This is a genomic window from Mesorhizobium ciceri biovar biserrulae WSM1271, from assembly GCF_000185905.1.
GTDB classification, from domain to species: domain Bacteria; phylum Pseudomonadota; class Alphaproteobacteria; order Rhizobiales; family Rhizobiaceae; genus Mesorhizobium; species Mesorhizobium ciceri.
Window position 1 is genome coordinate 3195936 of sequence record NC_014923.1, and the last position, 18766, is coordinate 3214701.

Annotated in this window: 10 protein-coding genes; 8 read left to right on the plus strand and 2 right to left on the minus strand. The window is 63.5% G+C overall.

What is annotated here, in order from left to right; all coding sequences use genetic code 11:
- The 5 genes from MESCI_RS15470 to MESCI_RS15490 all read left to right on the plus strand — a co-directional run bounded on the left by MESCI_RS15470 (position 1) and on the right by MESCI_RS15490 (position 12692).
- The gene (locus MESCI_RS15470; protein ID WP_013530881.1) at positions 1-6054 is read left to right on the plus strand and encodes a translocation/assembly module TamB domain-containing protein; all 6054 of its coding nucleotides are present in this window, start codon (positions 1-3) and stop codon (positions 6052-6054) included.
- Positions 6055-6320: 266 nt separating this feature from the next.
- A complete protein-coding gene (locus MESCI_RS15475) occupies positions 6321-7973 on the plus strand; it encodes an ABC transporter substrate-binding protein (RefSeq protein ID WP_013530882.1) in 1653 nt (550 codons plus the stop codon).
- 230 nt (positions 7974-8203) lie between these two features.
- Positions 8204-9238 carry an ABC transporter permease gene (locus MESCI_RS15480; protein WP_013530883.1) on the plus strand — a complete coding sequence of 345 codons (1035 nt, stop codon included), beginning with the start codon at positions 8204-8206 and terminating at the stop codon, positions 9236-9238.
- Between the two features lie 12 nt (positions 9239-9250).
- Positions 9251-10408: an ABC transporter permease gene (locus MESCI_RS15485; protein ID WP_013530884.1), complete on the plus strand. Its 1158-nt coding sequence runs from the start codon at positions 9251-9253 to the stop codon at positions 10406-10408.
- A 67-nt stretch (positions 10409-10475) separates the two neighbouring features.
- Positions 10476-12692: a dipeptide ABC transporter ATP-binding protein gene (locus MESCI_RS15490; protein WP_013530885.1), complete on the plus strand. Its 2217-nt coding sequence runs from the start codon at positions 10476-10478 to the stop codon at positions 12690-12692.
- Positions 12693-12726: 34 nt separating this feature from the next.
- On the opposite strand, the gene MESCI_RS15495 is transcribed toward MESCI_RS15490, so the two are convergent.
- Positions 12727-13317 carry a transglycosylase SLT domain-containing protein gene (locus MESCI_RS15495; protein ID WP_013530886.1) on the minus strand — a complete coding sequence of 197 codons (591 nt, stop codon included), beginning with the start codon at positions 13315-13317 and terminating at the stop codon, positions 12727-12729.
- Positions 13318-13534: 217 nt separating this feature from the next.
- Between MESCI_RS15495 and MESCI_RS15500 the strand changes: the two genes are divergently transcribed.
- A complete protein-coding gene (locus tag MESCI_RS15500; protein WP_164919917.1) occupies positions 13535-15073 on the plus strand; it encodes a trimethylamine methyltransferase family protein in 1539 nt (512 codons plus the stop codon).
- A 58-nt stretch (positions 15074-15131) separates the two neighbouring features.
- Positions 15132-17558 (plus strand): GcvT family protein, encoded by a 2427-nt coding sequence (locus MESCI_RS15505; protein WP_013530888.1) that lies wholly within the window; start codon positions 15132-15134, stop codon positions 17556-17558.
- Positions 17559-17671: 113 nt separating this feature from the next.
- On the opposite strand, the gene MESCI_RS15510 is transcribed toward MESCI_RS15505, so the two are convergent.
- Positions 17672-18064 (minus strand): DoxX family protein, encoded by a 393-nt coding sequence (locus tag MESCI_RS15510; RefSeq protein ID WP_013530889.1) that lies wholly within the window; start codon positions 18062-18064, stop codon positions 17672-17674.
- A 179-nt stretch (positions 18065-18243) separates the two neighbouring features.
- On the opposite strand from MESCI_RS15510, the gene MESCI_RS15515 reads away from it, so the two are divergent.
- Positions 18244-18750 (plus strand): hypothetical protein, encoded by a 507-nt coding sequence (locus MESCI_RS15515; RefSeq protein ID WP_013530890.1) that lies wholly within the window; start codon positions 18244-18246, stop codon positions 18748-18750.
- The last annotated feature ends 16 nt before the right edge of the window (positions 18751-18766 follow it).

The following is an 18766-nucleotide window of genomic DNA, read 5'->3' on the forward strand; positions in this document are numbered from 1 at the left end:
ATGAAAACAGTCTGGCGCATCCTCCGCATTGTTCTCTACACCCTGCTGATCGTGATTGCGGGAGCGATCGGCGCGCTGGTGGTGCTAACCAAGACCGAGCGCGGCCGCGACAATCTCGCCGGCATCATTTCGCGGCTGGCATCGACCGACGACCGCAAGATCACGGTCAGCGGCATAGACGGCATCTGGTCGGGAGCCCTCAGCGTCGACCATGTCGTGCTGGAGGATCGCGAGGGTGCCTGGCTGGTGGCGCGCAAGGTGGCCGTCGACTGGTCGCCGCTGGCGCTGCTGTCGAAAAACTTCAGCGCCGACCGCATCGCTGCCGAGCGCATAGAACTCGCCCGGTTGCCGGTGGCCAGCACGCAGCCGGCGCCGAGAGGCGGCACGACGACGCTGCCGGTTTCCATCGACATCAAGCAGATCGACCTGCCCGAGATCGCGCTTGGCCAGCAACTGGCCGGCAGCGGCATCGCCGAACTTGCCGCCAGGGGCATGCTCAAGGCCGACGCCGCGCCGCTGGCGGTCGAGACGGTGCTCAACGTCACCCGCCATGACGGCAAGCAAGGCAATGTCGATGCCAAGATCCACTTTGCGCCGGCGGACAACAGGCTCGATCTTGACCTCAAGGCCTCGGAGCCGGCAGGCGGCATCATCGCCAATCTGCTCAAGCTGCCCGATACGCCGCCGGTCGACATAATTGTCTCGGGCACCGGGCCGCTCGCCAATTGGAACGGCATCGGCACGTTCTCGGTCGACGGCAAGATCGTCACCCAGCTGACAGGCCGGCACCAACTGACCGACAAGGGTAATCATGTTGAGGCCAAGGGCGACGGCGATTTCGCTCGCTTCCTGCCTGAGAATCTCAAGCCGCTGTTTGCCGGCAAGACCAGCTTCGATGTCGCCGGCACCGCCACATCGGCCGGTGGCGTCAGTGTCGACCGCGCCAACATCGACAGCGATGCGGTGCACGGCACCGCGACCGGCATTGTCGATCCTGCCGGCGCCAGCGACCTCTCGATCGAACTCGCCGCCAAGGGTCCGCCCGTTGTGATCAGCGTCGGCAGCAAGGCGCAACCGATCACGCTGGCGATCAGCAATGCCACCGCCCGCGCCTTCGGCGACGGCAAGGCACCGATCATCGACATCGGCGCCTCCTTCGTCTCCATCGTTGCTGGCGGCACGCGGCTGGATGATCTGGCGGCGCAGATCCATTCCGACGGCTTTGACATCCAGAACCGCGCCGGGCCGGTCACCGTCAAGCTGCAGGCGGGTGGCCTCAACACCGACGTGGCGACGCTGGCGCCGCTGATCACCGGCAAGATCGATGTCGATCTGGCCGGGTCGGTCAGCAAGGATGCCATTGCCATCGACCAGGGCACGCTGCGCTCCGACGCGCTCAACGCCTCTCTGACGGCGACGGTGGCGCTTGCCGACCTGTCGATGCAGCTGAAGATGAACGCGGATGCCGTGGCGACGGCCTTTCCGCCGCAGATCGCCTCGGTGCTTGGCGCCCGGGTGAAATTCTCGGCCACCGCGGCCCGCGATCCGCAGGGATCCTTCGCCGCCAACTCGATCGAATTCACGTCCGGCACGCTCAGCGCCGCCGGCACGGCCAGCATGCAGGGCACCGACATCCAGGCCGACATCAAGGGCAAATTGGGCGACGTTTCCGTGCTGTCGCCGACAGTCGGCGTGCCGGTTGCCGGTGGCGTCGATTTCGCGCTGTCGGCAAGCGGCGCGATGACGGCGCCGGATTTCACCGTTACCGCCGACAGCGACAGCCTGACGGCATCGGGCCGCACGGTGAAGAGCATCAAGCTGACGGCGAGCGGCAAGGCCGATATCACCAGTCCCGCCGCCAACGTATCGCTGACCGGCTCCGTCAACGACCAGCCGCTCGATATCAAGGCAGCACTGGTGACAAGCGAGGGCAAGCGTTCGATCAACGGATTCCTGGTCTCGCTGGGCGACAACAAGGTCTCGGGCGATCTCGCGCTGGACGACACGTACATGCCGCTCGGTACGCTGACGCTCGACGCGCCCGCTATCGACCAGTTGGCCGCACTGGCCGGCCAGGCGGTGACGGGCGACATCGACGGCACCATCGGCTTTGCCAAGGAGGGCGACGCGCCCTCCGTCGCGATCGATGCGAAGAGCACTTCGATCGCGCGTGGCGACGTGACGGCCAAGGCCATCACCGTCAATGCGCTGATCGCCAATTATCTCAAGGCGCTGGCGATCGCCGGTTCGATAAAGGCTGACAGCGTCACTTCCGGAACCACCGAAATCAGCGGCATCGGCGTCGACCTGAAGCGCGACGGCGATTGGACCAATTTCACCGGCGGCGCCACCATAGCGGGCATTCCGGCGACCGCTGCCGGCCGGGTGAAGATCGCCGACGGCAAGACGAGCGTCGAGATTACCTCGGGCGAGGCGACGGTTCGCGGCATCAAGGCCGCAATCGCTCAGGCGTCGACACTGAGCATCGCCAACGGCACGGCCAGCATCGAGAAACTGGCGCTCGATGTCGGCGGCGGTTCGGTGACGCTGTCGGGCACTGCCGGTCAGACGCTCGACCTCGCGGCGCAATTTTCGGCACTGCCCGCGGCGCTCGCCAATGAATTTTCGCCCGGCCTCGACGCTGTCGGCACGCTCAGCGGCACGGCTGGAGTGACCGGGCCGCCGGCCGCTCCCGATGTCCGCTTCAATGCGCAACTGGCCGGTATCGAAACCAGCCAGACCCGGCAGGCCGGGCTCGGGCCGCTGGCTGTCGACGCGGCAGGCAGTTACACCTTGGCTGGCGGTGTTGTGCTCGATCAGGCGACGCTGACCGGCGACAAGATTTCCGGCAAGGCGACCGGCACCCTCAATCCGAACGGCGCCAGCGATTTTGCGCTCGATCTCATCTCATCCGGCCCCAGCCTGCCCCTGACTGTCGGCAGCGCCGAGAGCCCAGTCAAGATCGAAATCCGGTCCTTGTCGGCAAAGGTGGCGGGCGAGAGCACGCGGGCCCGCCTGGATGTCTCTGCGATCCTGCCCTCGATCGTCACCAGTCCAGCGAGGGTGGACGGGCTTGCCCTGGCGTTGCACTCGGATGCGTTCGATCTCAAGAACCGCGCAGGGCCAGTTTCCGGCACAGTGTCGGTGGACAAGGTCGGTCTCGACAATCCGGTGATTGCGCCGCTGATCGCCGGCAAGGTCACGGCGGCGCTCAGCGGTCGCCTGACAGCCGATGCGGTTGCCATAGACAGCGGCTCGCTCAAGAGCGATGCGCTGAACAGCCAAGTTGCCGGCCAGGTATCGCTGCGTGACGGTGCCATCGACCTCAATCTGAAGGCGGATGCCCCATCGTCGGCCCTGCCGGCGGCGGCGCGCGGCATGCTTGGCGAACGCGCTGAGATCAGCGCCACGCTGAAGCGCGACCCCAACGGCAGTATCAATATAGGCGGATTGAAGCTGACCTCGGGCGCGCTGACCGCAGACGGGCAAGCCAGCCTTGCCGACAACAAGGTGGCCGCCGACATCAAGGGTGCGCTGAGCGACATCTCGCTGCTGTCGAAAGACGCCAAGGGCGCCATCGCTTTTGCGTTGAACGCGCAGGGCCCGGCCGCGGCGCCGGACCTGTCGTTGACCATCGACAGCGACCGCCTTCTCGTGGCGGCGCGAGAGATCACCGGGCTGAAGCTGACCGCCACCGGCAAGGCCGATGCCGCCAATCCGGCGGCGAATGTGCAGCTGACCGGCAATGTCGCCGGCCAGGCGCTGCAAGGCAGTGCGGTGCTGGCGACGGCGGACGGCAAGAGCGCCATCAATGGCCTGCTGCTGTCGCTCGGCAAGAACAGGATTTCCGGCGATCTGGCGCTGGATGAAAAGTTCGTGCCGGTCGGCACCATCGCGCTCGACCTGCCCGATATCGGCCCGCTGGCAGCACTTGCCCTGGAGAAGGCCGAAGGCGATGTGCGCGGCACGATCGCCTTTTCGAAGAACGGCAATGCGCCACAGGTCGCAATCAAGGCGGCGACAGCATCGATTACGCGCGGCGACCTGCAGGCGAAAGCCGTCTCGATCGATGCGCTGGTCGCCAACTATCTGGCGGCGCCCGTGATCTCCGGAAAGATTCGCGCCGACACCGTCACGTCGGGCGGCACCGTGATCAGCGGCATCGATGTCGACTTGAAGCGCGACGGCGACTGGACCGGCTTCTCCGGCGGCGCAACCGTCAAGGGCATTCCGGCACAGGCCGCCGGCCGGGTGAAAGTGGCCAACGGCACGACGACCATCGAGCTTGCCTCCGGCCAGGCGACCGTACAAGGCATCAAGGCGGCCATTGCCCAGGCCTCGACCGTCAGCATCGTCAACGGCATGACGACGCTGGACCGGCTCGTGCTCAACCTTGGCGGTGGTACGGCGACGGTGACCGGCAAGGTCGGCACGGCGCTCGACATCAATGCGACGCTGGCGCGGGTGCCGATGTCGCTCGCCAACAGTTTCTCGCCGGGGCTCGACGCCGCCGGTTCGATCTCAGGCACGGTCAAGGTGACGGGTACGCCGGCGAACCCCGCCATTGCCTTCAACCTCGACGCGGCCGGCGTGCAGACCTCGCAGACGCGCGGTGCCGGTGTCGGTGCGGTGAGTGTCTCCTCGTCGGGCACCTTCGGCGGCAACAAGCTGACCTTCAATGCCAATGTCGGCGATGGCGCCGGCCTTGGCCTCAAGGGCGGCGGCACCGTGACGACGGCCGGCACGCCGTCACTGGTGCTCGACTTCAATGGCGTCGTGCCGTTCGGCCTGCTCAGCCAGAAGCTGGCCGCGCAGGGCCTGTCTTTGTCTGGAACCGCCAATGTCAACGTGCAGGTGCGCGGTCCGGCGACATCGCCCGTCATCGGCGGCAGCATCAGCACCTCGGGTGCGCGCCTTGTCGATGCGCGCTCCGGCCTCGCCGTCAACGATCTCGCCGCCGATGTCTCGATTGCCGGCGGCGTCGCCAGGATCAACCGGCTGACCGGAACGCTGTCGACGCGCGGCAGCCTGTCGGCCAGCGGCACGGTCGGCATCAACCCGGCGCAGGGTTTCCCGGCCGACCTGTCGATCAAGCTGGTCGACGGCCGCTATACGGACGGCAGGGTGGTGACCGCCAATCTCGGCGGCGACCTGACGATCAAGGGACCGCTGACCTCCGCACCGGTCATCGCCGGCACCGTCAATCTCGCCAAGACGGTGATCACCGTTCCCGACAAATTGCCGGGCTCGCTGGCGGCGCTCGACGTCAAGCACAAGAACGCGCCGGGCGCGGTCAAGGCGCAGGACAAGGCGCTGCGGCCGCCGACGACCAGCGGCAAGGGCGGCGGTAGCGGCCTTGCGCTCGATGTCACGGTCAACGCGCCGAATCAGATCTTCATCCAGGGCAGGGGCGTTGATGCCGAACTTGGCGGCTCGCTGAAGCTGACCGGCCCGGCCTCGTCGCCGCAAGCGGTCGGCACCTTCACCTTGCAGCGCGGACGACTGTCGATCCTCGGCAAGCGGCTGACCTTCACCGAAGGCACGGTCGGGTTTTCCGGCTCGCTGGTGCCCTATCTCAATTTGACGGCGACCACAACGACGACCAGCGCCACCGTCACCATCGTGGTGTCGGGCGAAGCGACCAATCCGAAGTTCACCTTCTCCTCGGTGCCGGCGCTGCCCGAGGATGAGGTGCTGGCGCAATTGATCTTCGGCCGCTCGATGTCGAACCTGTCGCCGCTGCAGATCGCCCAGCTCGCCGAAGCGGCGGGGCAGCTGGCCGGCGTCGGCGGCTCGACGTCGCTGCTGGAAAACCTGCGCAGCGCCATTGGCGTCGACGATCTCGACGTCACCACCGACGACCAGGGCGGCACGGCGGTTTCGGCCGGCAAATACCTCAACGACCGCACCTATGTCACCATCCAGAAGGGCGACAAGCCTGGCTCGGGCAAGGCAACGATCGACCTCAATGTCGGGCGCGGCGTCAAGCTGCGCGGCGAGGCCAACGATGCCGGCGAAGCCAAGGGCGGCATCTTCTACGAGAAGGAATACTGACAGTCCGGCGGGGCTTTTGGCCTCATGGTGGATCGATTCTGGTGCTGTGCGGGCCAGAGTAAATGTCTCAGTTTAATCGACTATCGCGATTCCAGAAGAATCCGTCGGACAGTAGCAAATTTGCGCCAAGACTGTCGTTATCACGCGAACCGCTCCCCTTTCAAAGTTGCACATTCCCTAACATGTTCTCAATCCACGCCGTCTTTGACATCATGGCCTGGATGCGGAATGTTAAAAGGCGGAAAGCCAACAATGGGAGTTAAGTCATGACAATTTATAAGAGTAATGGCGATCGCGTTCCGGATCACATCCTGGCCATGGCCGAAGAAGCCAAGGCAGGCAAGGTGGACCGCCGCGAATTCCTGGCCATGGCCAGCGTCTTCGGCGCATCGACGGCAATGGCTTACGGCTTGCTCGGCCTCGCCGATCCGACGCCGGCGAAGGCCGAAGAGGTAAAGGGCAAGAAGGGCGGCACGCTGAAGATCGCCCAGTGGATCAAAGATCCCAAGGACCCGCGCAAGGCCGACTGGTCGGAAATCGCCAATGCCGAGCGCCAGGCGCTGGAGCCGCTGGTCAAGTACACCTCCGAATACACGTTTCGCCCCTATCTGCTGGAAAGCTGGGACGTCAACGACGACGCCACGCAGTATACGCTGCATGTGCGCAAGGGCGTCACCTGGTCGAATGGCGATGCCTTCACCGCCGATGACGTCATCTTCAACCTGAAGCGCTGGGCTGACAAGAAAGCCGAAGGCAATTCCATGCCCGGCCGTCTCGGCTCGCTGGTCAAGGACGACAAGCTCGACGAAAGCGCCGTGACCAAGCCGGACGACCACACGGTCGTGCTTAAGCTCAGCAAGCCGGACATCGCGCTGATTCCGAACATGTGCGACTATCCCGGGCTGATCGTCCACAAGACCTTCGATGAGAAGGGCGGCGACTTCAAGGCCTGCCCGATCGGCACCGGTCCGTTCGAACTCGTCTCCTACGATGTCGGTCAGAAGGTGGTCTACAAGCGCCGCACCGATGACAAGTGGTGGGACGGCGAAGTGTTCCTCGATGGCCTGGAATTCATCGACTACGGCACCGATCCGGCAGCCATGGTCAGCGCTTTCGAGGCCGGCGAAGTGCACACCAACTTCGAGACTTCGGCCGACTATGTGTCGATCCTCGACGGCATGGACCTGGTGAAGTCGGAAATCGTCACCGCGTCGACCATCGTCTGCCGCACCAACGTCAACAACAAGCCCTATGGCGACCAGAAGGTGCGCAACGCGCTGCAGCTTGCGGTCGACAACAATGTCGTCTTGCAGCTCGGCTACGGCAATGCCGGCTCGGTCGCCGAAAACCACCATGTCTGCTCGATCCATCCGGAATATTACGAGCTGCCCAAGGTTGCCCGTGATCCGGCCAAGGCGAAGGCGCTGATGGCGGAAGCCGGCCAAGCCGACTTCGAACACGAGCTGATCACCGTCGACGAAGACTGGCACAAGAACACCGGCGATGCGATCGCCGCCCAGCTGCGCGACGCCGGCATCAAGGTGAAGCGCACCGTTTTGCCGGGTTCGACGTTCTGGAACGACTGGACGAAGTATCCGCTGTCGATGACCAACTGGAACATGCGTCCGCTCGGCGTCCAGGTTCTGGCCATCGCCTATCGCACCGGCGAGGCCTGGAACGAGGCCGGCTGGTCGAATCCGGACTGGGATGCCAAGCTCAATGCGGCGCTCGCCGTTGCCGACGCCGCCAAGCGCAAGGACATGATGAAGGACATCGAGCAGATCCTGCAGGATTCCGGCATCATGATCCAGCCGTACTGGCGCAAGCTCTACAGCCACTCGGTGAAGGCGGTGCAGAACTATAAGATGCACCCGACCTTCGAGCGCGACTACGGCAAGGTCTGGCTCGACCAGGCTTGATATCGCATCGACATGGAGGGAAGGGGCTCGCTCCCTTCCCTCGCTCTTTGCATTGTCCGTCCCTGCTGGTCCGCACATTCTCAAAAAAGTTGCGGACTCGCGGGCAAGGCCATGCAACAAAAACAGGGTTGATCGCATCCGAAGGCCTGTTTGACAGCCAGCCCCGCCGGTCACGGCAGGGTTGGCTTTCATAGCCGGCTCAAACCCCAACCCATCGGCAGGGGGCCGCCATGCTTTCCTTCGTTATCAGGCGTCTTGGCACCATGGCATTGACGATGCTGTGCCTGACCATGGTCGTCTTCTTCCTGATCAACCTCGAACCCAATCTGAAGAAGCTGGCGATCAGCCAGACCGAAATGCATACGTCGGCCGAGCAGCTCGAGAGCTGGCTGGTCAACCATGGCTACCGGCAGAACTTCTTCGTCCGCTACGGCCAGTGGCTTGGCGTCTTGCCCAAGCAGCCGGTAACCGACCCGGCGACCGGTAAGCCGGCGCAGCGTTTCTCCTTCTGCAACGATCCGCTAGTGCCGACCTTTGCCGGCGTTTTCCAGGGCGATTTCGGCTGCTCGACCAAGTTCAAGGCGACCGTCGCCTCAAAACTGTTTCCGGCACTCGGCGCTACCGGCATCCTGATGTTCTGGGTGCTGGCGGTGATGGTGCCGATCTCGCTGCTGATCGGCATTCTGGCCGGCATGCGTGAGGGGTCGCGAACCGACCGGGTGCTGTCCGTGGCGTCGATCGCCTCGACGGCGACGCCTGAATATGTGTCGGGCGTCATCTTCACCGTCATCTTCGCCTCATGGCTAGGCTGGCTGAACGGCTCGGCGGCTTCGGCCAGCCAGGGCATCACCTTCTACAATTTCACACTGCCGGTGATGACGCTGGCGATCTACGGCATCGGCTATATCGCCCGCATGACGCGAGCTTCGATGGTCGAAGTGATGACGCAGCAATATATCCGTACCGCGCGGTTGAAGGGTCTCTCCTTCGGCAGCGTGGTGGTCAAACATGCCTTGCGCAACGCGCTGATCGCACCGTTCACCGTCATCATGCTGCAATTCCCTTGGCTGCTCACCGGCGTCGTCATCGTCGAGGTGATGTTCCGCTACCAGGGCTTCGGCTACACGCTGGTCGAGGCGGCCGGCAACAACGATATCGACCTTTTGCTCGGCTGCTCGCTGGTCTCGGTGTTCATCGTCTTGATCACGCAGCTCATTTCCGATGTGGGCTACGCATTTCTCAATCCGCGTATCAGAGTTCAGTAGGGAGCGAAGCCGATGCCGGTTCAATACATCAGTGGCTTCACCGTCGTTTTCGAAGTGCTGTCGCGCTTCTGGCCGGTCTGGATCGCGCTCGTCATCGTCATGGGCGCGAGCTTCGCCTACAAGAAGAAGCTGGCGCTCTACGGCCAGCTGTTCGACAGCGGTGTCGGCATCGTCGGCGTCGGCATCTGCCTGTTCTGGCTGTTCACGGCGATCTTCGCCGCGACCATATCGCCCTTCGATCCGCTGGCCCAGATTCCGATCATGAAGGACGTGCTGCCGGGCGCCGTCGAACCGCAGTCGGGACTGACCTATCTGTTCGGCGGCGACAAGCTGGCGCGCGACGTGTTTTCGCGCATGGTCTATGGCAGCCAGATCGTGCTGATCATCGCGCCTGCCGCGACCGGCTTCGCGCTGATGGTCGGCATCACGCTCGGCCTGCCCGCCGGCTATTACGGCGGCAAGATCGACACCGTGCTGTCGTTCCTGGCCAACCTTGTGCTCGCCTTCCCGGTGATCCTGCTGTTCTACCTCTTGGTGACGCCGGGCATCATGGACACGCCGATCCCCTATGGCATGGCCGGCGTCTTCTTCCTGTTCCCGATCATCTTCTTCAGCGTGCTGTTCTGGACCCGCTACAAGAATCGGCCCGACCGGCTTTACATCCTGCTCGGCATCACCCTGATCCTCGGTGGCTGGATCTATCTCGGCCTTGTGTTCGATAAGGACCCGCTGCACATCGTCCATATCGATCCAAACCAGCTCAACATCTTCGTGGCGGTGGTGTTCGCCTCCAGCCCCGGCGTGTTCCGCATCGTGCGTGGCCTGGTGATGGACATCAAGACGCGCGATTATGTGGCGGCGGCGCAGACGCGCGGTGAATCGCCCTGGTACATCATGCTGTGGGAGATCCTGCCCAATGCGCGCGGGCCACTGATCGTCGATGCCTGCCTGCGCATCGGCTACACCACCATCCTGCTCGGCACGCTCGGTTATTTCGGCCTTGGCCTGGCGCCGGAAAGCCCGGACTGGGGCACCGCGATCAAGGACGCCAGCCGCCTGCTGCGCTCCTTCATCCATCCGGCGCTGCCGCCGACCATCGCACTGATGTCGTTCGTGCTGGGCTTGAACCTGCTCGCCGACTCGCTGCGCGAACAATCGATGAAAGACTGATGTCGCGGGTTTCGACCCGATGGGCCTGAGAGAAACAGGTCTGGAAGAACCAGGATTGGAGCGACCCATGAACGAGGCAGTTCGAAATCCCGCCAAGCCGACCCCCGGGCCAACCAAAGGGCCGATCATCGAGATCGAGAACCTGTCGATCTCCTTCTTCACCCGCAAGGGCGAGATACCGGCCGTCATGGATTTTTCCTGCACCGTCATGCCGGGCGAGGCGATGGGCATCGTCGGCGAATCCGGCTGCGGCAAGTCGACCGTGTCGCTCGGCATCATGCGCGACCTCTCCAACATCGGGAAGATCGTCGGCGGCAAGATCAAGTTCCAGGGCAAGGACATGGGCGAACTCTCCGACGAGGAGTTGCGTTCCATCCGCGGCAACAAGATCGCCATGATCTACCAGGAGCCGATGGCGAGCTTGAACCCGGCGATGAAAGTCGGCCAGCAGCTGATGGAAGTGCCGCTGATCCACGACAAGGTGTCGAAGGAAGAGGCCTATAAACGCGCCCTCGATATGGTGCGCTCGGTCAAATTGCCCGATCCCGAGCGTATGATGCGCTCCTATCCGCACCAGCTCTCCGGCGGCCAGCAGCAGCGCATCGTCATTGCCATGGCGCTGCTGTCGAAGCCGGCGCTGCTTTTGCTCGACGAGCCGACGACGGCGCTCGACGTGACGGTGGAGGCGGGCATCGTCGATCTGGTCAAGGGGCTGGGCGAAAAGTTCGGCACGTCGATGATCTTCGTGTCGCACAATCTCGGCCTGATCCTGGAAACCTGCGATCGCATCACCGTGATGTATTCGGGCGAAGCGGTGGAGACCGGCAAGATCAAGGACGTGTTCGACCGGATGCGCCACCCCTATACGCAGGGGCTTTTCCGCTCGATCCCGCTGCCGGGCGCCGACAAGAACTCACGGCCGCTGATCTCCATCCCCGGACAGCTGCCGCTGCCGCACGAGCGGCCCAAGGGCTGCAATTTCGGCCCTCGCTGCCACCATTTCGTCGAGGGTGTCTGCAACGCCGCCGAAATCCCGATGATCGAGGTCGCTGGTCACGAAGGCCATTTCTCGCGCTGCGTGCGCTTCAACGAGATCGACTGGGAAGCGCTGCCACCCGGTGCCAAGAAGGTCAATGAGCGCGTCATGCCCGGCGCGCCGGTGCTCAAGATCGAGGACCTCAGAAAATATTACAGGGTCGGCGGCAGCGAGGTGTTCGGCTCGAGCGAGGGCCGCGTCGTCAAGGCCAACGAGACGATCTCGTTCATGGCGCGCGAATCCGAGACGGTCGCCATCGTCGGCGAATCCGGCTGCGGAAAGTCGACGCTGGCCAAGGTGCTGCTCGGGCTGGAGACGGCAAGTGCCGGCACGGTGACGCTGGGCAACACGGAAATCCAATCGACGGGCATCGACAAACGGAGCGTCGACACGGTGTCGTCGATCCAGATGGTGTTCCAGAATCCGTTCGACACGCTCAATCCCAGCCATTCGGTCGGTTCGCAGATCATCCGCACGCTGGAGAAGTTCAATGTCGGCAAGACGGTTGCCGATCGCCGCAAGCGCATGCTGGAGCTGCTCGACCTGGTGAAGCTGCCGCGGGCATTCGAAACCCGCAAGCCGCGTCAGCTTTCGGGCGGCCAGAAGCAGCGCATCGGCGTGGCGCGAGCCTTTGCCGGTGACGCCAAGGTGGTGGTGGCCGACGAGCCGGTCTCGGCATTGGACGTGTCGGTGCAGGCGGCGGTGACCGAACTGCTGATGGACATCCAGCGCAAGAACAAGACGACGATGCTGTTTATCAGCCACGATCTGTCCGTCGTTCGCTACATCGCCGACCGCGTCGTCGTCATGTATCTCGGCTACATCGTCGAGCAAGGCACGACCGACCAGATCTTCGCACCGCCCTATCATCCCTATACGGAGGCGCTGCTGTCGGCGATCCCGATCGCCGACACGAGTGTCGTGAAGAAGCACATCGTGCTGGAAGGCGACATCCCGTCGGCGATGAACCCGCCATCCGGCTGTCCGTTCCAAACCCGTTGCGGCTACAAGAAGCTGGTGCCGGACAATCTCTGCGAGACCAAGGTGCCGCCGGTCAAGCATCTCGGCGACGGTCATATGAGCCTGTGCTGGCTCTCCGACGACGTGCTGGCCAAGATGGAGCCCGTGATCAAGTTCGACAAGGAACACGCCGCGCACGAAGGTATGCCGGACGACGCGTCGCATGGCGATGGCCCCGGTTTTGCTGGCACGCCACCAAAGCGTCCGCGCGGCAAAAGGCCGAGCTGACCGTCCGAAGATCGAGATCAACGATGCGGCAAGATCAGTTCCCGCACTCGCTCAACTGCTGGGCATAGTCCCGCGCCATCTTGTCGGTGGCCCGGGCATAGCCCTGCACACCGGCATCGCCCCTGTTGCCGCGGCCATAGGCGGTCCAGCCGAGATAGTAGGCAAGGTAGAGATTGTAGGTGTCGTTGCGGGCGACGCCGTAGGTGTCAGATGTCTTGGAATGATACCAGCCGACGAAATCGACCGCATCGGCGAATTTCGTCCGCCGCGCCGCCCAATTGCCGGTCTCGCGCTGATATTGCGACCAGGTGCCGTCCAGCGCCTGCGAAAAGCCGGTGGCTGTGGAGACGTGCTTCCACGGAATGAAGCCGAGCAGCTTGGTACGCGGCGGCCTTGCATTGCTCTTGAAGCCCGATTCCTTGCGGACCGTCGCCATCAGTACGGGAACGGGGATGCCATATTTCTGTTGGGTGCGCTCGGCGGCAGACTGCCAGTTGTCGAACCAGCCGTCATTCTGGTCGAAGACGGCGCAAACATTGTTGATGTGATTGGGCGGCGTGGCGCAGGCCGAAAGCGCCAGCAGCACGCAAACCGCACCAATTTTACTAAAACTCGAACTACGCATCGGCAGAGCAATAGGCCGAAATCATAAAGGGAATCTTGCAGCGTCCATTAACGCTTCGCCCGAGCGGTCGCTCGAGGAAATCCCATATCAACAATCCGACATATTTCGTCGTGTTCTCTAAATGGATACTGCAGAAATGCCGCCGTGGCTAAAATCACGCCCGCAAACGGCGTATTTATGACAGCTTGCCTGGTTTGCCGGGGCTTTGATGCCAGGCATGAACGAACCAAGACGCAAACGCGGCGCCGAGCGCACCAGCAATCGGGGGCCATCGGCCATTCCGCAACTGCCGCTCAGGCGGGTGACCAATCCCTATCCGCCAATGGCCATGCTGTCGCCCGATCAGATCGAGCAGATCCATCAGGCGTCGATGCACATATTGGAGAATTTCGGCATCGAGGTGATGAGTCCGCGCGCGCTGTCGCTGTTCGAGAAGGCCGGCGCCAGGGTCGATCATGCCTCAGCGATTGTCCGCATCGATCGCGGCCTGATCGAAGACGTGCTGAAGACCACGCAGCCCAGCTATGTGTTGACGCCGCGCAACCCGGCCAACGCGGTTCATCTGGGCGGCAACACCATCAATTTCACCCTCGTTGCCGGGCCGCCCAATGTCCATGACATGGAGCGCGGCCGCCGCGCCGGCAATTTGCGCGACTATTCGGATCTCACACGGCTGGCGCAGCATTTCAACTGCATCCACATGCTGGGCAACCAGGTCTGCGCGCCGGTGGAGCTGCCGGCAAACTCCCGCCATCTCGACACTTATTTCACCAATCTGACGCTGACCGACAAGAGTTTCCATGTCTCGGCGATCGGCCGGGGCAGGGCATTGGACGGCATCGAGATGATGGCGATTTCGCGTGGGCTGACGCTCGACCAGATGCGCGACGATCCCGGCATCACCACGATCATCTCGGTCAACTCGCCGCGCCGCTTCGACGAGATGATGGCCGAAGGCCTGATGACCATGGCCGAGTTCGGCCAGTCGGTGGCGGTGACGCCGTTCACGCTGATGGGGGCGATGAGCCCGGTGACGCTGGCCGGGGCGCTGGCGCAGCAGAATGCCGAGGCGCTGTTCGGCGTCGTGCTGACGCAGCTTGTCCGTCCGGGCGCGCCGGTCATGTATGGCGCCTTCACCTCCAATGTCGACATGAAGTCGGGCGCGCCGGCCTTCGGCACGCCTGAGAACACCAAGGCCAACATTGCGTCAGGGCAACTGGCGCGGCGCTACGGGCTGCCCTACCGCACGACGCCAGGCTCGGCTTCCAATGCCGCCGACGCGCAGGGCGCCTATGAGACGCTGATGGCGCTGTGGGGCGCGGTGCTCGGCCACGGCAACCTCGTCTACCACGCCGCCGGCTGGCAGGAGGGCGGGCTGACGGCGTCGTTCGAAAAACTCATCATCGATGTCGAGATGATCCAGCATATGATGGAGTTCTTGCGCCCGATCGAAGTCAATGAGGCGGAACTCGCCGTCGAGGCTTTGGGTGCGGTGCCAACCGGTGGGCATTTCTTCGGCGAGCCGCACACGCTGGAGCGCTACGCCACTGCCTTCTACCAGCCGATGCTGTCCAACTGGCAGAATTACGAAGCCTGGCAGGAAGCCGGCGGCCTCGACGCCACGGCACGCGCGACGCGGCTGTGGAAGAAGGCGCTGGAGGACTATGTCGAGCCGGTGATGGATATCGCCGTGCGCGAGGCGCTAGAGGCTTACATGGCCAGGCGCAAGGAAGCGATCGGGCAGGGCGAGCCGTGATCGTTCCCAGCTTGAATCCATTCACCCATTCAACTCACTGATATCAGAGAAAAAATCCATGAAATCGCATGCAAAGGTCGTGGTCATTGGCGGTGGCGTCGTCGGATGCTCCGTGTTGTTCCATCTCGCCCGCCACGGCTGGACCGATGTTGTCCTGCTGGAGCGCGACGAGCTGACCTCAGGCTCGACCTGGCACGCGGCCGGGGGCATGCACACCATCAATGGCGACCCCAACGTCGCCAAGCTGCAGAAATACACGATCAATCTCTACAAGGAGATCGAGGAGCTTTCCGGCCAGGCGACCGGCGTGCATCTGACCGGTGGCGTGCTTCTGGCAGCGACCGAGGCGCGGCTCGACTGGCTGCGCGGCGTCGTCGCCAAGGGCCGCTATCTCGGCATAGAGCTCGAGGAGATCTCGCCCAACGAAGCGGCCGAACTGATGCCGCTGCTCGATCCCAAGCAGTTCGTCGGCGCGGTCAGGAACAAAGAGGACGGCCATCTCGATCCCTCCGGCGTCACCCACGCCTATGCCAAGGCCGCGCGGAAACTTGGGGCGGAAGTGGAGCGTTTCACCAAGGTCGAGGACATCGTGCGGCGCCCTGACGGGCTGTGGCGGGTCATCACCAACAAGGGCGAGGTGGTGGCCGAGCATGTCGTCAACGCCGGCGGCCTGTGGGCGCGCGAGGTCGGCCGCATGGTCGGCCTCGAACTGCCGGTGCTGGCCATGGAGCACATGTACCTGATCACCGAGGATATGCCGGAGGTCGCCGCCTGGAACGCCAAGACCGGCACCGAGATCATCCACGCGGTCGACTTCGATGGCGAGCTTTACCTGCGCCAGGAGCGCGGCGGCATGCTGATGGGCACTTACGAAAAGGCCAACAAGCCATGGTCCGAATACCAGACGCCATGGAATTTCGGCCATGAATTGCTGGCGCCCGACATCGACCGCATCGCGCCGTCGCTTGAGGTCGGCTTCCGCCATTTCCCGGCCTTCCAGAACACGGGCATCAAGCAGATCATCAACGGGCCTTTCACCTTCGCGCCCGACGGCAACCCATTGGTCGGGCCGGTGCGCGGGCTGCCGGGCTTCTGGGTCGCCTGCGGTGTCATGGCCGGGTTTTCGCAAGGCGGCGGCGTCGGCCTCGCTTTGTCGAACTGGATGATCGAGGGCGATCCCGGCGCCGACATCTGGGCGATGGATGTCGCGCGCTACGGCGACTGGGCGACGATGGCCTATACCAACGCCAAGGTGCGCGAGAATTATTCCAGGCGCTTTTCGATCCGCTTCCCCAATGAGGAGCTGCCCGCCGGGCGGCCGCTGAAGACGACGCCGGTCTACGACCTGCTGTCGGCCAAGGGTGCGCAATGGGGCGTTGCCTATGGGCTGGAAGTGCCGCTGTGGTACGCGCCGGAAGGCGTCAAGGACGAATTCTCCTGGCGCCGCTCGAGCGATTTCACGCAGGTCGCCAAGGAGGTCGCCACAGTTCGCGACGGTGTCGGCCTGTCGGAGATTTCGAGCTTCGCCAAATACAAGGTGACGGGTGAGGGAGCGGCCGCTTGGCTCGACCGGATGCTTGCCTGCAAACTGCCCAAGCCCGACCGCATGACGCTGGCGCCGATGCTGAAGGAAGACGGCAGACTGATCGGCGATTTCACCCTCGCCAATCTCGGAAGCGAGGGCTGGTTCCTCGCCGGCTCCGGCATCGCCGAGCAATACCATATGCGCTGGTTCGAGAAGCACCTGCCTGACGATGGATCGGTCCGCATCGAGGCGCTGGGCGCGAAGCTCACCGGTCTGTCGATCGCAGGCCCGAAGGCGCGGGATGTGCTGGCAAAGGCGACGCGCTCGGATGTCTCCAATGCGGCCTTTTCCTTCATGGCCATTGGCCGGATGGATATCGGCATGGCGCCGTGCCTGGTCGGCCGTGTGAGCTATACCGGCGATCTCGGCTACGAGATCTGGGTGGCGCCGGAATACCAGCGCGCCGCCTATCAAGCACTGATGGCGGCGGGCGGGGAATTCGGCATCGGCCTGTTCGGCTCGCGCGCCCTCAATGCGCTGCGGCTGGACAAGAATTACGGCTCATGGGGGCGCGAGTACCGGCCGATCTACGGGCCGCTGGAAGCGGGGCTCGACCGCTTCGTTGCTTACGGCAAGGACGCCGATTTCATAGGCAAGGCCGCGGCGCTGGCCGAGCTCAGGCAGGGCGGCAAATTGCGCCTGCGCGCTTTTATCGTCGATGCCGACGATGCCGATGTCATTGGCGATGAGCCGATCTGGTTCGATGGTGCGGTGCGCGGCTGGGTGACGTCGGGCGGCTATGCGCATCATTCGAAGAAATCCGTCGCCGTCGGCTATGTGCCGAAGGAGATCGCTGATGAGAGCGACGGCTTCGAGATCGAGCTGCTGGGCAAGCGCCATGCGGCGCGCATTCAGGCGGTGCCGCTGTTCGACGCCAATTTCGAACGGATGCGTGCTTGAAGCGCTTCGGCTTCGCCGATGCGCTTCAGATTCCTGTTTTGTGGATGTCGTTGTCCCAAGACCGCCGGGCACTTTTGGGCGACATGCACCAGGCCCGCATCCTCTTTCTGGCGTCAGGCGCTGCGGCGGCTGTCCAGCGCGAAAGCGCCGGCGCCGGCAAACACCAGATAGAGGAAGATGAAGCAGAACGAGATCGCCGAATCGCCGCCATTGTTGACCGGGAAGAAGTCGCGCGGCATGTGCGCCATGAAATAGGCGATCGCCATTTCGCCGGCCAGAAGGAATGCCACCGGTCGCGTGAACAGGCCCAGCGCGAGCAGGATGCCGCCGGCGAATTCGAGGATGGCGGCAGTCGTGGTCAGCCCGGAAAGGGCGTGGGGATCGACGCTGACGGGGAAGTTGAACAGTTTCTGGCTGCCATGCTCGATGAACTGCAGCGCGGTCATGATGCGCAACACGCCGAGCGCCTGCGGCTGGTATCTGGAGAGGCTTTCGAAAAGCTTCATAATGACTCCATTTTCAATCCGTCCGGCCATAGATTATCGCCCAGGAATGGACCATTCACTTCCCATGGCCTGGCGTCAACAATCGGTGATTGAAAATGTCCCCAGCTTGACCCTTCATATTTTTCCCGCAAAGGTTGCATTTCTATCGTTGTGGTTGTATTAGTGCGGCCACTCTAGAAATGTGGGTTCCCTTTGCCATGAAAAAAGTCGCCATCAGCCTCTTCGCAATTCTTGCAGGCACCAGCTTTGCCATGGCCGAGGACGCCGGCTGTGAGGCCTTCAAGTGGCCCGTGACGCGGGAGCAGACCCTGTTTGCCGCGGCACCGGCAACGCCGTCCGGAGCGGCACTGGCGGTTGGTGCGGCTGCGGACCTGGCGCTGGTGCCGGTAGAGAAAGCCGGTTTTGCGGTAGCGCCCGAACGTGCGCCGGCATCAGACAGTTTCGGGGCCGTCGCCAGCGTGGAGGTGCCATCCGAGGGAGCCATCCAGATAAGTCTGTCGGGGGAGGCCTGGATCGATGTCATCCAGGATGGCCAGGCCATCAAGTCGGCGGGCTATAGTGGCGTGAAAACATGCCCTGGCATCCGCAAGAGCGTGCGCTTCAAGCTTGCGCCCGGCCCGGCCACCGTCCAGTTCAGCGGCGCGAAAAAAGCTGAGTTGAAGGTTGCGGTGCTGGCGCCGGAATGAGGCGGCGCCAGGCAGG

Coding starts and splice junctions, on each gene's coding strand:
- MESCI_RS15470 (WP_013530881.1), top strand. CDS start 1: ATGAAAACAGTCTGGCGCATCCTCCGCATTGTTCTCTACACCCTGCTG.
- MESCI_RS15475 (WP_013530882.1), top strand. CDS start 6,321: ATGACAATTTATAAGAGTAATGGCGATCGCGTTCCGGATCACATCCTG.
- MESCI_RS15480 (WP_013530883.1), top strand. CDS start 8,204: ATGCTTTCCTTCGTTATCAGGCGTCTTGGCACCATGGCATTGACGATG.
- MESCI_RS15485 (WP_013530884.1), top strand. CDS start 9,251: ATGCCGGTTCAATACATCAGTGGCTTCACCGTCGTTTTCGAAGTGCTG.
- MESCI_RS15490 (WP_013530885.1), top strand. CDS start 10,476: ATGAACGAGGCAGTTCGAAATCCCGCCAAGCCGACCCCCGGGCCAACC.
- MESCI_RS15495 (WP_013530886.1), bottom strand. CDS start 13,317: ATGCGTAGTTCGAGTTTTAGTAAAATTGGTGCGGTTTGCGTGCTGCTG.
- MESCI_RS15500 (WP_164919917.1), top strand. CDS start 13,535: ATGAACGAACCAAGACGCAAACGCGGCGCCGAGCGCACCAGCAATCGG.
- MESCI_RS15505 (WP_013530888.1), top strand. CDS start 15,132: ATGAAATCGCATGCAAAGGTCGTGGTCATTGGCGGTGGCGTCGTCGGA.
- MESCI_RS15510 (WP_013530889.1), bottom strand. CDS start 18,064: ATGAAGCTTTTCGAAAGCCTCTCCAGATACCAGCCGCAGGCGCTCGGC.
- MESCI_RS15515 (WP_013530890.1), top strand. CDS start 18,244: ATGTGGGTTCCCTTTGCCATGAAAAAAGTCGCCATCAGCCTCTTCGCA.